Below are 12,969 nucleotides of genomic sequence, written 5' to 3'. Positions count from 1 at the left end.
ACAGATGATTCGGAAGCAGATCGACCGGCGAACCCTTCTTGGAGGAGCGGCCAGCCTAGCTGCGGCGGCCTCCCTCTGCAATTGCGGGCTGGGGAATTCCGCCCGCGCGGCGGAGGGAGCACAATCCGTGCTGCCCTCGCTTGCGCCCGCTGCGCCTAAGTTGGAGCCCGTGAATTTCCAGCTTAAGGGGCCAGACGGCACGACGCTGGCGCTCTCCTCGTTGAGGGGGCGGCCCTTTATTCTGCATCTGTGGGCCACGTGGTGCCCGCCCTGCAGGCTCGAACTTCCTGCACTGAATGCGTTCATCGAGAAAATCGGGGCCAGCATTCCTGTCATTCCAGTCGCCGTGGCGAGTCCGCTGCCGAAAGTGATGATCTTTCTGGCGCAGGGCAATTTGCCGCATATCGCGCCCTGGACGCTGGGCCAGCATGAGTTTTCTCAGTGGTTCACCTCCGGCGAGCCAAGCCTTCCCATGACCTGCGTGATTGATTCGCAGGGACGACTGCGCGCCGGTGTTGAAGGGGAAATGGCGTGGAGTGCGCCGGACAGTCAGGATTCTTTTGAAAAGATCCTGTCGGGCCTTCAGGCGTCCAAACCGGCGTGAAGGCAGGGCTGGTCAGTCGGCGGAATGTTGTTGTCGGAACGGCTGGTCTCGCGGTTCTGGTAGGGATCGGGGCTTCGAAACTGGCCGGGACGGTTGTGCGTCGTGGGATGCCGATTGAGCGGCTGATGCCGGGGCGGGCCGTGTCAGAGCCTGTTGCGCTTTCACTGTCCGGCCCTGAGGGCGCACATTCGTCACTTATCTCGCATCGGGGAGCGCCGTTTCTGCTGCATGTGTGGGCGACATGGTGTCCGCCCTGCCGTCATGAACTGCCCGCCCTTGCAGCGTTCATGCGGACTTGGGGGATAGATTGCCCTGTTGTACCGGTCGCGGTTTCAAGTGGATTGCCCGACGATGTTCGTGCGTTTCTGGATCGAAACGGTATCGCAGATTTACCCGCATGGACGGTGAACGGGACGGATCTGAAGACCTGGTACGGCACTGCGGAACTTGCCATCCCCGTAACATTCCTGATTGATAGTGAAGGGTGCATTCGCGCGACATCGGCAGGTGCGTTGGACTGGGGAAGCTCCGATGCCGTTGGCGCGCTTCGTCGGGTGTTTGCCGCCACGGCCGTCTGAGCGCGATGGGATAGATCTGCTGTAATGAAAGAACGGATTTCCAACATGACTTTTCCCCTGACACGCCGTCATCTCATGGGTCATCTCTTAGGCGGCGCCGGTGCCCTTCTGCTTTCGGAACGGGCCATTGCCGCAACGACGGCAAAGGAAGAAGTCGGTAAAGGACTAGCTTTCGAGCCGAATTCTTTCGGCAAACTGGCTGTGCCGAAAGTCCTGCCGCCGCTGAGCGTGAAGAACGAGCAGGATCAGGACGTGCCGCTGTCGCACTGGTACGGTAAGCCGTTCATCCTGCATTTCTGGGCGACATGGTGCCCGCCCTGCATCCGTGAACTGCCTTCGGTAAATGCGACGGCCAAGACGCTGGGGGCCGAGGGGCCGCAGATCGTCGCCGTGGCTGTGCGTGGTAGTACGATCCCCAAGGTCCGGGCATTTTATGACAGCCACGGGATCGACGCTTTGCCGATACTGGTCGACCCGCTCTCGGCTGTGATGATGGAGACGGCGGATCAGACGGCGCTGATACAGTCGATCCGGCAGGTACGCCCTGACGATTTGAAGAGCCTGACACCGGACGTCATGTCCCTGCATGGCGTGCCGCGGTCACTGATCCTGAACGCGAAAGGCGAAGTCGTCGCGGAATCCATCGGAAACATGGACTGGTCTGCTGACGCCGTGAGGCATACTGTGCAGGCTCTGGCTGGATAGTAAGAGTGAAGTCCTGATGTCTGCTCCCCTTCTTGGTGCCAATGACCCGGCGCCCTTCCTTCTTTTCCCTGAAAAAACACCGTCTCCGTTTGTGTTCGTGAGCGATCACGCGGGACGGGCAGTGCCGGATGCGCTGGGGGACATGGGGGTGCGGACCGAGGACTGGGAGCGGCACATCGCCTGGGATATCGGTATCGTCGGTGTCGGGCGAGTGCTGCATGAAACGCTTGGCGCAGCGTTGATCGAGCAGGTGTATTCACGCCTCGTGATCGACTGCAACCGCGCGCCCGGCCATCCGACCTCCATGCCGGGTGTGAGCGATGGCACGTCGGTCCCGGTCAATCGGACCGCTCAGGACACCTGCCGGGCGAAGCGGGAACGTGAAATTCTGCACCCGTATCATGACACGATCGCGGAAGTTCTGGCTGAACGAGGTTCGCGTCCGACGGCGCTGATTGCGTTGCACAGCTTTACGCCGCAGATGAACGGGAAAGACCGCCCGTGGCAGATCGGCATTCTGCACAATCAGGACAGCCGCATGGCGTCGATCGCGCTGGACCTGCTGCGTGAAGACAGCGCACTCTGCGTGGGCGATAACGAGCCTTACGTCCTGACCGATACGTCCGATTACACGGTACCGCGCCACGCAGAAGCGACGGGCCTGCCTTATCTGGAAATCGAAATCCGGCAGGATCTGATCCTTGAAAAAGACGGGCAGCGGGCATGGGCCGAGCGTCTGGCGCTCCTGCTGCCGAAAGTTTGGGAAAGGCTGGCCGCGTGATTGACGGGCATACGAAACTTGCAGGCGTCATGGGATGGCCCGTCGAACATTCGCGCTCTCCGCTGATGCACAATCACTGGTGTCGGGTGAACGGGGTGAATGGCGCGTATGTGCCGTTGCCGACAAAGCCTGAAGGGTTCGATCAGGCGTTGCGCGGGCTGGCAGCAGCGGGTTTTCAGGGCGTGAACGTCACGATTCCGCATAAGGAAGCTGCCATGCGCGCCTGTGACGAACTCACTCCGACCGCCAAACGGGCGGGGGCTGTGAATACGATCTGTTTTGTGGCTGGACGAATCATCGGTGATTGCACAGACGGAACAGGGTTTTGCGACAATCTGAGCGCGCATGATGTCGCGATTGGTGGTCGCACCCTGATTCTGGGCGCGGGTGGTGCGGCGCGGGCCGTGGCGGCAGCGCTTCTGGATCGGGGTTGCGAAGTCGTGATCGCGAACCGGACGCCGGAGCGGGCCGAGGCTCTGGTCGCAGCACTTGGCGGCGGCGAGGCCGTCGCGTGGTACGAATGGCCGTCCCTGCTGTCGGGCTGTTCGCTTCTGGTGAACGCCACCTCCATGGGAATGGGGGGCAAGCCGGGCATGGACTGGGATTCCGCGCTTAGAGAAGCTGCCCCGGGGCTGTGCGTGACCGATATCGTCTATACCCCGCGCGAGACGCCTCTGTTGCTGGCGGCTCAGGATCGCGGATTGCGGACTGTGGATGGTCTGGGAATGCTTGTGCATCAGGCGCGGGCGGGGTTTCGAGCATGGTTTGGCGTCGATCCGCAGGCCGACCAGACGACGTTCGATCTTCTGGCGGCGAGCCTGCGCTAGAGCGTGCGGATTATTGGCCTGACGGGTGGGATGGCAGCCGGGAAAAGTACGGTTGCGACGCTGTTCCGCAAGGGCGGAGTGTCGGTTTTCGATGCGGATGCGTGTGTTCGGAGGCTTCAGGGTAAAGGGAGCAAGGCACTCCCTTTGATCGAAAAAATGTTCTCCAAAACGGTGCTTGAAGGGCATCTGGATCGAGGCGCGCTGCGAGAGGTTGTACGAACGCAGCCTGATGCGCTGAAACGTCTGGAAGCCATCATGCATCCGCTGGTGCGAGCAGAACGGGCGCGTTTTCTGAAACAGTGCCGGGCACGGAAAGAGCCATTCTGTGTGCTGGATATTCCGCTGCTGATGGAAATTGGCGAAGACCGACGGTGCGATCTGGTTGTGGTTGCAGAAGCCCCGATGAGCACGCGTTTGTCGCGTATCCGGCAGCGCGGACGCAGCGGGGGGCGTATGAGCGTGATGGACGCCAAAGGATTGCTCAAGCGTCAGATGAGTGACCATGAACGCAGACGCCGGGCCGACATCGTGATACGAACCGGCCTGTCACGTGGATATGCCGCCCGGCAGGTCCATGCCCTGTTGCACCGGCTGCGTGAGGCGTCATGAAAAGATCCATCCTGTTCGATACGGAAACCACGGGTTTTGACCCGGATATGGGCGACCGGATCATCGAAATCGCGGCTCTTGAACTGATTGATGATCTCCCGACGGGTGAGGTCTATCATGTGCTGGTACATCCCGAGCGCGACATTCCGCCCGAGGCGACCAAGGTGCATGGGTTCCGTATTGAGGATCTGGAAGGGAAGCCAAAATTCGCCGAAGTCGCGGACGGCTTTCTGGAGTTCATCGGAGATAGCTCGATGATTGCGCATAATGCCCGCTTCGATTTCAAGTTCGTCAATGCTGAGCTGAAGTTCTGTGGGCGCGAACCGCTCGATTATGCCAGCCGGGCCATCGACACGGTGGAAATGGCGCGGAAGAAATATCCGGGACTTCCGGCAAGTCTTGATGCGTTATGCCGCCGTTTCGGAATCGACCTGTCGCAGCGCGGCACCCATAACGCGCTGCTGGACTGCAAACTTCTTGCGGATGTGTATGTCGAACTGATGGGCGGGCGGCAGCGTGGCTTAGGTCTGGCAGGGCCGTCCCGCAGTCGCAGCATGACGGATGGGATCAACGCACTGGCCAGTCGTCCGCCACGGACAATGGCCCCGCCGACCGCGGAAGAACTGCAGGTGCATGAGGTATTCGTGAGCACTATCAAGGATGCGGTGTGGCATCGCGAATGATGCGAATTCTGTTCATTACGTCCAACCGTCTGGGCGATGCGGTAATTTCCACAGGCGTGCTGGGTGCGTTGCAGAAACGCTATCCGGCGGCGATGTTTACAATCGTCTGTGGTCCTGTGGCGGCGGGGCTTTTCGAATCTGATCCACGCTGTGAGCGCATCATTACCATGGAGAAGCGCCGCCATGACCGGCACTGGATTGATCTGTGGCGGACCTGTTTTCCGACGCGATGGTTCATGGTCGTGGACCTGCGCGGATCGCTGCTCGGACTGACGTTGCGGGCGCGGCGTCGGATTATCGTACGGGGCGGGCGTCGGCCCGGACGGCGTGTCGAGCAACTCGGGGAGGCGCTGGGGTATCGCCGCACGCCAATGCCAAAGGTCTGGACGTCCGAGGCACAACGGGCGAATGCAGTTGCGACATTGCCTGAAGGGCGTTGGCTGGCACTAGGGCCAACGGCGAACTGGGACGGCAAGATCTGGCCACCCGAACGGTTTGTAGCGCTGGCGCAGGCACTGCGGTCGGAAAATCTGCGTCCGGTTGTGTTTTATGGACCCGGTGAAGACGAGCGTACGCGGGCGGAGCCGGTGCTGGAGGCGCTTCCCGATGCGCTGGATCTGGGCGGGAACCACGCGTTGGGCGATGTGGCAGCGCTTCTTCAGCGTTGCGCACTGTTTGTAGGCAACGATTCTGGCCTGATGCATCTGGCCGCTGCTGCGGGGACGTCGACGCTGGGGCTGTTCGGGCCGTCCCGGGCATCGGAATATGCGCCAGCCGGTTGTCTTGCACGGTTTGTAGAAGCGCCGGGACCGGAAGGTCATGCTCCAATGGCTGGACTGGACGTGGCGCGGGTTCTGAAGGCCGCGACGGAAATCCTCAATGAAAAAGACGTGTTTATTCCGGACCTTGAAACAGACTGACTTGATGCCCTGTCGGTCATGCCCGATAAAAGAAGGATGATGTCTGCATCGTCCAACGAATACCGGGGTCGTGTGGCCCATGTGATGGCGGGGGCTCCCAGAGGGGGCGCAGAGCTGTTCTTTGAACGCCTGACGATGGCGCAGATGCGAGACGGTCGTCCCGTTCAGGCATTGATCCGACACGATGTCGGTCGGCTTGGACGACTTGAGGAAGCAGGAGTCGATACCCGGACATACCGGTTCGGCGGTTTGCTGGATCTGCGGACCCGGCCGGCGCTGCGGCGTAGTCTGAATGCGTTCCGGCCGGATGTCGTTGTGGCGTGGATGAGCCGGGCGGCGCGTCTGGTGCCGTCAGGTCCGTGGCAGATGGCCGGGCGTCTGGGCGGATATTACGACCTGTCGAACTATCGTCGCTGTGACCATCTGATCGGCAATACGCGGGGGCTGGCGGAATGGATGAAAACGCAGGGCTGGGCCGCCGATCGCGTGCATCACCTGCCGAATTTCGCGACGGATTTTTCGGACGTGACACCGCAGCGTCCCGCTTTTCTGCCGCAGGAAGTGCCGTTTGTGCTCGCTCTGGGCCGTCTGCATGAAAACAAGGCCTTCGACGTGTTGATCCGCGCGATGACGCATCTTCCAGGTGTGCATCTCGTCATTGCGGGCGAAGGACCGGAGCGTGCCGCGCTTGAGGCATTGGCGAAAGCGGAGGGTGTTGCGGATCGTGTACATCTTCCCGGTTGGATTGGGCAGAGCGGCCCATGGCTGCGGGCCTGTGACGCGCTGGTCTGTCCGTCCCGGATCGAGCCGCTGGGGAATGTCGTCATTGAGGCGCTCTCCGCCGGAGTGCCAGTCGTAGCGAGCCGCATTCAGGGCCCGCAGGAAATCCTTGAAGGCACACAAGACGGGCTTCTGGCCGCAGTCGAGGATGAAAAGGATCTTGCAGCGCAGATTGGCAGTATTCTGGAAAATCCTGCACTGGCGCAGCAGCTTTCCGTGAACGGACGGACGCGGTTCGAGCGGGAGTTTTCCCAGAACGTGGTTATGGCGCGATGGTCAGCGTTTCTGGATGGGGTGCGTGCCTGATGTGTGGCATCGCAGGCCTGTCGTGTCTGCCGGGACATCGTCCGGATCAAGCTGCGCTGGAGCGTATGTCACAGGCGATTTTCCATCGTGGACCGGATGGGGAAGGGCGGCTGGATCTGGCGGGGGCCGCCCTGCGTCATCGGCGGCTGTCCATCGTCGATATCGCAGGCGGCGCGCAACCCTTTAAACTTGGCGCGGCAGCCTTGATCGCGAATGGTGAAATCTACAACGATCCGGCCATTCGCAAACGTTTTCCTGCAACCTGCTTTCAGACACATAGTGACTGCGAGCCGCCATTGCATCTGTGGTTACAGGACGGTGCAGGTTATACCCATGCATTGCGGGGCATGTACGCCATCGCGATCGTGGAGAACGAGCAGGGGCGCCATGAAATGGTGCTCTCGCGTGACCCGTTCGGGATCAAGCCGCTCTATATTGCGGCTTACGAAAGAGGCATCGCCTTCGCATCCGAAGCACAGGCGTTGCTGGCGGGCGGGTTCGGCAGACGCAACGTTCGCGAAAGTGCGCGCGATGAACTGATGCAGCTTCAGTTCACGACCGGGCAGGACACCATTTTCGAAGGTATCCGGCGTCTTCTGCCGGGCGAAACGCTCAGGATCGTGGATGGGCGAATCGTGGAGTCACGCCGTCGTCACGTTCTGCACGAGGCACGGGATACGGTTCCGGCCGGTCTGACGGATACGGACGCGTTGGCGCGGCTGGACACGGCGCTTCTTGACAGCGTGGGAGCGCATCTGCGGGCGGATGTGCCGCTTGGGTTGTTCCTGTCGGGCGGGATCGACAGTTCCGTCATTCTGGCGGCAGCTCATCGGCTGGGACTGCCACACCCCAAAACATGGACCGCGCGTTTCGATGCCGGATCGGCAGACGAATCCGCCGATGCCGCTGCTCTGGCCGCGTCTGTCGGTGCGGATCATCATGTCCTGACCGTCACTGAAGACATGGTCTGGCGTGATCTGCCGGCCATCGTAGGGTGTATGGACGACCCTGCGGCGGATTACGCCATTATCCCGACGTGGTTTCTGGCTCGCGAAGCAAAAAAAGACGTCACCGTTATCCTGAGCGGTGAGGGTGGGGATGAGCTTTTTGCGGGCTATGGTCGTTATCGACGGGTCATGAAGCCCTGGTGGAAAGGTGGCCGTGCACCGTATCGGTCCGGGACGTTTGGCAAACGCTTTCCGCAGCGGGGGCGGCAGTGGCGGCACGGGATCGCCATGACGGAACTCGCGCTCGGAACATTCGGGCTCGAAGGCGCGCAGGCGCTGGATATTGCGGAATGGCTGCCCAACGATCTGCTGCTCAAGCTGGATCGCTGTCTGATGGCGCATTCTTTGGAAGGGCGTACCCCGCTTCTGGACCCGGTTGTGGCCAAAGCGATCTGGTCTTTGCCTGAGACGTTCAAAGTGCGTGACGGCTACGGGAAATGGCTTCTGCGTCGCTGGCTTCAGGATGCGCTACCTCAGGCCCGGCCGTTTGCGCCAAAACAAGGATTTACGGTGCCTGTAGGGCCATGGATCGAGAAACAGGCGCCGCGTCTGGGGCCTCTGGTGGCTCGTCAGCCCTGTATCCGCGCCATGATGCCGCAGCAGGATGTGGAGCGTCTTTTCGCCCGCGCCAGCCAGCGCGGCGTCGCGCGGCAGGCCTGGACATTACTGTTTTATGCTTTGTGGCATCGCCATCACATCGAGGGTGTCTCCGTAGATGGAGATACCTTTGACACGCTCGCACACACACCATGACGGGCTGAGACTTGGTTTTTTACTGATTTGCAAGGACGAAACATGCATTACGATCTGATCATCCGCGGTGGACGCTGCGTTTTTCCCTGGGGCGAGGCTGAAGCAGATATCGGGGTTCGCAACGGCAAGGTGGCGTCACTGTCAGTTTCGGGTACGGACGAGGCGGATCGGGTCATTGACGCACGCGGACTGCATGTTCTGCCCGGTCTGATCGACGCGCATGTTCATCTGCGCGATCCGGGCAAGCCGGAGGTCGAAACATTGGAAACCGGAACGCGGGCTGCAGCGCTGGGCGGCATTGCAACGGTTTTCGACATGCCCAACACGTCTCCGAGCATTACCGACGTGACGATGATCGACTGGAAGCGCGATCATATCCGCAAGACGGCCCATGTGGATGTCGGGATGTATGTCGGCGCGACACGCGAGAATACGCCGGATCTGGCGATGCTGGAGCAGCAGCCGGGCGTGTGCGCGGTAAAGGTTTTCGCAGGATCGTCCACCGGCAATCTGATGATTGAGGACGATGCGGGGCTTGAAGCGGTTATGCGCTCAGGCCATCGCCGCGTGGCCTATCATTCCGAGGACGAGTATCGCCTTCAGGCCCGCAAACCGATGTTTCACGAAGGCCAGCCTTACGAAACGCATAGTGTGTGGCGGGATGTGGAATGTGCGTTCCTCGGCACGCGCCGCATCATGGCACTGGCCCGCAAGACCAACCGCCCGGCGCATATCCTGCACGTCTCGACAGCGGAAGAACTGGAATATCTGGCAGAATATCGGGATATTTCCACGGTTGAGGTTCTGGTGAACCATCTGACGCAGGTTGCGCCGGAATGTTATGAAAAGCTTGGTGGTCTAGCAGTCATGAACCCGCCATTGCGGGATCGTCCGCATTGGGAAGCGAGCTGGAAGGCCGTACGGGATGGGCGTGTGGACGTGGTCTCGTCCGACCATGCGCCGCATCCGCTTGAAGCCAAGCAGCTTCCCTGGCCGAAATGCCCGGCTGGCCTGACGGGGACGCAGACAATCGTGCCGGTCATGCTCGATCATGTGAATGCCGGACGTCTGTCGCTGTCGCGTCTGGTGGATCTAATGGCCGCTGGTCCGGCGCGGGTTTACGGGTTGCATACTAAAGGGCGAATGGCTGTTGGATTTGATGCCGATTTCACACTCGTGGACATGAAAGCCGAGCGCGAAATCACCAATGACTGGATTGTTTCACCTGCGGGCTGGACGCCCTTTGACGGCACGCGCGTCACGGGCTGGCCGATGGCGACCATCGTTCGTGGAACTGTCGTCATGCAGGACAATGAAGTTCCGGGTGCGCCTACGGGGCAGCCTGCCAAATTTGCGCCTTGATCTGGGCGTAGGGCGCGCAACGCTTCAATCAGGAAAGGGAGTTGTATGAGACGTTGCGTTGCCGCCAGCCGTAAGGCGGTGCTGTTTGGACTGGTTTTCGCAGGGATTGTCGGTGCCGGCACGGCACAGGCGGCTGAAGCAGCATGGACTGCCCCAAAATGTGGTGCCGAGCCTCAGGCGCCTGCGATCAAGGCCGGGACGGTCGCGCTGTATAACGAAAGCGTTGATCGGGTGACGGTCTATGAAAAGGCAGCCCGCGTCTATAACGCCTGTGTTGCGGCTCAGGCCAACCGCGAGGAAACGGCCATCAGTCAGGAAGCCAGTGCGCGGATCGCTCATGTCCACGCCGGAAGCGCAGCCGTTCAGTCTCATATTGCGGCGTCATTCCAGACGCTTTCCGCCAATCTGGCAGCAGCAGGGCGTAAGCTCGGTCATCACTGAAGCCCGGTTGGGGGCAGTCTGCGATTCTTACTGCCCCATGCGTTCCTGATTCTGGAGCGGTGTCAGCGTCGTCGGGCCTTCATAGGTCTGGCGGGCAACATTGGGCATGAGGTCAGGACGCGCCCAGCAGGTGGTGCCCTCAAAGCTCGTCGTACAGTAGGGCTGGGGCGGCGGTGGTCCGATCGGGCGCGCGCAGAAGCTTTCGTCGTCGTAAAGATACGCTGTATTGCAGTCCTTTCCGGTGATGGCGGACGCGATACGGTCCGGAGCACAACTGCCGAGGACACAAAACACCAGTGGAAACAGCAGGAGCGGGACGGGCTTTTTCATGGCCGTCAGGATGCTTCGGGGAGCGTTAAGGAAGTCTGAAGGCCGGTCGGATTTTCTGGCAAAAACCGCTTTTTCAGCACTGTGCTCTCCGTGAATGTCTGTCCGGGTGTGTGAAGCGTTTGCCGCGACGGTTCCGCACCTGTATGGTTGTGCAAACAGTTTGAAGACCGATCCAGCAGGGGACCAGGTGGCAGACGATTTCATCTCGCAGATTGACGAAGAAATGCAGGCGCAGCGGTTACGGGCCATGGCGCGGCGGATTGGTGCCGTGGCTGGCGTTGTCGTGCTCGTCGGCGCCATTGGTGGTGGGGTGTGGGGCTGGAACAGCCATGCACGTCATGTCGCGCAGAAAGCGGCATCGGCACGCTATTTCACGGCTATGGCGGCTCTGTCTGATCCAAAGCGGGACGCTGCGGCCCTCAGTAAAGCCACCGCAACCTTGCAGGATCTGGCGGAGCATGGTCCTGCGGGTGCGCGTTCTTATGCGGCGCTGCGTCTTGCTGACCTTCAGGTTCAGGCACACCAGAACGCTGCCGCTCTTCAGTCCTGGAAAAGCGTTGCGGATGATTCCGCAGCCGAGCCGTCTCTGCGGGACATGGCGCGCTACATGGGTCTGAATGCCCAGACTGCGGCTCCTGCTGATCCGAAGGCGATCCGCTCGGGCTATGAAGCGCTGGCGCAGGGCGGCGGGGCATGGGCGCCTCTCGCTCAGGAAGGTCTTGTGGCGCTGGATCTGCGGTCCGGTGCGACGGCCGACCAGCAGAAGGAAGCCCGCCGCATCCTGACGCAGATTGTCAGCAGTACAAACGCGACAGAAGGGGTGCGTGCACGTGCACAGGCCCTGCTTGAGACATTTGGAGACGCCGGTTGATGCGCCGTCCTGTTCTTTCCCGCTCCTCTTTTTCCCGCTCGCTGTCCATGAACCGTCGCAGCCTGCTGCGGACAGCCTGTTCGGGCGGTGCGCTCGCAGTCCTGGGCGGGTGCAGCCTGTTTGAAGACGACAAGAAGCCGCCTCTGGCCGGGCATCGTGTGGATGTGCTGTCCACGGGTGCAGGGCTGACGGTCGATCACGACGACCATACGCCGATCAATCTCGGGCCGGTGCAGCCGGTTCGGGAATGGCTTCAGGAGGGTGGACGCCCTTCCCATGTCGCGGTGAATGCAGCCTGGAACGGCCCAGACCTGGCCTGGAGCCAGGCCATCGGCGCACCGACTGATCCGTCCAGCTTCCTGGCCATGGTCGCCATCATGCCGACCAACCGTGGTGCCATCCAGTCGCCCCCAGTGATTGGAAACGGCCATCTCTACACGACGGATGCGCAGGGTGTGGTAAAGGCCTGGACATGGCCGGAGCGCCGCCTTGTCTGGACGCGTCAGCCTGCATCATCGGCAAGCCGTTCCACCAATATCGGCGGTGGCCTCGCGCTTGATGGGGATACGCTCTACATCGTGGACGGCGTGGCGCAGGCACTTGCGGTTGAGGCGCTGACGGGCAAGGTGAAATGGCGTATGAGTACTGGAACGCCGGGCCGTTCCGCTCCCACGATCGCGGAAGGCCTGATGGTCTTCGGAACCATTGACGAGCGGCTGATCGCACTGAATGCCAATACGGGCCATCAGGTCTGGGCGTATCAGGCGACGGCTGCAGACACGGTAATTTTCGGCCAGTCGGCTCCGGCCTTTGTGGATGGCGTCATTCTGGCGGGCTTTGGCAGTGGCGATCTGGTCGCGCTGCGTGCAGCTTCCGGCGAGATGGTCTGGAGCGACAGTCTGGGCGGCACGAACGGCATGGGCGCCATGCTGGATTTCTCGTGCATCCGGGGGGCGCCGGTTATCAAGGACGGCACGGCCTATGCTGTGTCCATGTCCCGTGTGCTGGTAGCAATCGATATGCGTTCGGGCCGCCGCCTGTGGGAACGTGAGGTCAGCGGACAGAGTCCTCTGGCGATCTGTGGCGACTGGATGTATGTGCTGTCCACGGATCAGCAGATCGCCTGTCTGGATCGTCTGTCCGGGCATGTCCGCTGGATCACGCAGCTCCGTCGCTTTATCCGTGTGGACGTGGAAAAGGACGCTATTGCCTGGGTGGGACCGCTTCTGGTGAATGGCAAGCTGGTCTGCTTCTCCACCTTTCCGAAAGAAGGCATGGTGGTCGTGAACGCCGTGACCGGGAAACTTGAACTGACCCGCAAGACCGTTGCCCCGTGTCAGGTTCAGCCGATCGTCTGTGACGGTCATGTGCTGGCTCTGTCGCAGGATGCCGTGCTGCGGGCCTATGGCTGA

Annotated in this window: 15 protein-coding genes; 14 read left to right on the top strand and 1 reads right to left on the bottom strand. The window is 61.2% G+C overall.

Features of this window, described 5'->3' with window-relative positions:
* Nucleotides 1-4: 4 nt before the first annotated feature.
* The 12 genes from HKD21_RS08125 to HKD21_RS08070 are packed head-to-tail and all read left to right on the top strand — an operon-like array spanning nt 5 to nt 10,356.
* Nucleotides 5-604, top strand: coding sequence for a TlpA disulfide reductase family protein (locus HKD21_RS08125; protein ID WP_194255200.1), 600 nt, complete (start codon nt 5-7; stop codon nt 602-604).
* Complete coding sequence (locus tag HKD21_RS08120; protein WP_194255199.1) at nt 601-1,182, top strand: TlpA family protein disulfide reductase; 582 nt, start codon at nt 601-603, stop codon at nt 1,180-1,182. Before HKD21_RS08125 ends, HKD21_RS08120 begins: the two co-directional genes overlap by 4 nt.
* Nucleotides 1,183-1,227: 45 nt before the next feature.
* A complete protein-coding gene (locus HKD21_RS08115; protein WP_228121175.1) occupies nt 1,228-1,887 on the top strand; it encodes a TlpA disulfide reductase family protein in 660 nt (219 codons plus the stop codon).
* Between the two features lie 16 nt (nt 1,888-1,903).
* A complete protein-coding gene (locus HKD21_RS08110) occupies nt 1,904-2,668 on the top strand; it encodes an N-formylglutamate amidohydrolase (RefSeq protein WP_194255198.1) in 765 nt (254 codons plus the stop codon).
* Complete coding sequence (locus HKD21_RS08105) at nt 2,665-3,495, top strand: shikimate dehydrogenase (RefSeq protein ID WP_194255246.1); 831 nt, start codon at nt 2,665-2,667, stop codon at nt 3,493-3,495. The genes HKD21_RS08110 and HKD21_RS08105 overlap by 4 nt, the downstream gene beginning before the upstream one ends.
* Nucleotides 3,496-3,498: 3 nt before the next feature.
* Nucleotides 3,499-4,104 (top strand): dephospho-CoA kinase, encoded by a 606-nt coding sequence (coaE, locus tag HKD21_RS08100; RefSeq protein WP_194255197.1) that lies wholly within the window; start codon nt 3,499-3,501, stop codon nt 4,102-4,104.
* The gene (dnaQ, locus tag HKD21_RS08095) at nt 4,101-4,787 is read left to right on the top strand and encodes a DNA polymerase III subunit epsilon (RefSeq protein WP_194255196.1); all 687 of its coding nucleotides are present in this window, start codon (nt 4,101-4,103) and stop codon (nt 4,785-4,787) included. The genes coaE and dnaQ overlap by 4 nt, the downstream gene beginning before the upstream one ends.
* Entirely contained in the window at nt 4,787-5,707 is a 921-nt protein-coding gene (locus tag HKD21_RS08090; RefSeq protein WP_194255245.1) for a glycosyltransferase family 9 protein, read from the top strand. The genes dnaQ and HKD21_RS08090 overlap by 1 nt, the downstream gene beginning before the upstream one ends.
* A 36-nt stretch (nt 5,708-5,743) precedes the next feature.
* The gene (locus HKD21_RS08085) at nt 5,744-6,793 is read left to right on the top strand and encodes a glycosyltransferase (RefSeq protein WP_194255195.1); all 1,050 of its coding nucleotides are present in this window, start codon (nt 5,744-5,746) and stop codon (nt 6,791-6,793) included.
* Nucleotides 6,793-8,553: an asparagine synthase (glutamine-hydrolyzing) gene (asnB, locus tag HKD21_RS08080; protein WP_194255194.1), complete on the top strand. Its 1,761-nt coding sequence runs from the start codon at nt 6,793-6,795 to the stop codon at nt 8,551-8,553. Before HKD21_RS08085 ends, asnB begins: the two co-directional genes overlap by 1 nt.
* A 42-nt stretch (nt 8,554-8,595) precedes the next feature.
* A complete protein-coding gene (locus HKD21_RS08075) occupies nt 8,596-9,915 on the top strand; it encodes a dihydroorotase (RefSeq protein ID WP_194255193.1) in 1,320 nt (439 codons plus the stop codon).
* Between the two features lie 45 nt (nt 9,916-9,960).
* The gene (locus HKD21_RS08070) at nt 9,961-10,356 is read left to right on the top strand and encodes a hypothetical protein (RefSeq protein WP_194255192.1); all 396 of its coding nucleotides are present in this window, start codon (nt 9,961-9,963) and stop codon (nt 10,354-10,356) included.
* Between the two features lie 27 nt (nt 10,357-10,383).
* Here HKD21_RS08070 and HKD21_RS08065 read toward each other — a convergent pair whose 3' ends face one another.
* The gene (locus HKD21_RS08065; RefSeq protein WP_194255191.1) at nt 10,384-10,686 is read right to left on the bottom strand and encodes a hypothetical protein; all 303 of its coding nucleotides are present in this window, start codon (nt 10,684-10,686) and stop codon (nt 10,384-10,386) included.
* Nucleotides 10,687-10,873: 187 nt separating this feature from the next.
* Between HKD21_RS08065 and HKD21_RS08060 the strand changes: the two genes are divergently transcribed.
* Both HKD21_RS08060 and HKD21_RS08055 read left to right on the top strand, forming a co-directional pair.
* Entirely contained in the window at nt 10,874-11,557 is a 684-nt protein-coding gene (locus tag HKD21_RS08060; protein ID WP_322782917.1) for a tetratricopeptide repeat protein, read from the top strand.
* The gene (locus tag HKD21_RS08055; RefSeq protein ID WP_194255189.1) at nt 11,557-12,969 is read left to right on the top strand and encodes a PQQ-binding-like beta-propeller repeat protein; all 1,413 of its coding nucleotides are present in this window, start codon (nt 11,557-11,559) and stop codon (nt 12,967-12,969) included. The genes HKD21_RS08060 and HKD21_RS08055 overlap by 1 nt, the downstream gene beginning before the upstream one ends.

Origin of the sequence: Gluconobacter cerevisiae (assembly GCF_015244675.1) — a bacterium.
GTDB classification, from domain to species: domain Bacteria; phylum Pseudomonadota; class Alphaproteobacteria; order Acetobacterales; family Acetobacteraceae; genus Gluconobacter; species Gluconobacter cerevisiae.
This window is presented reverse-complemented; position numbering and strand designations above follow the sequence as displayed.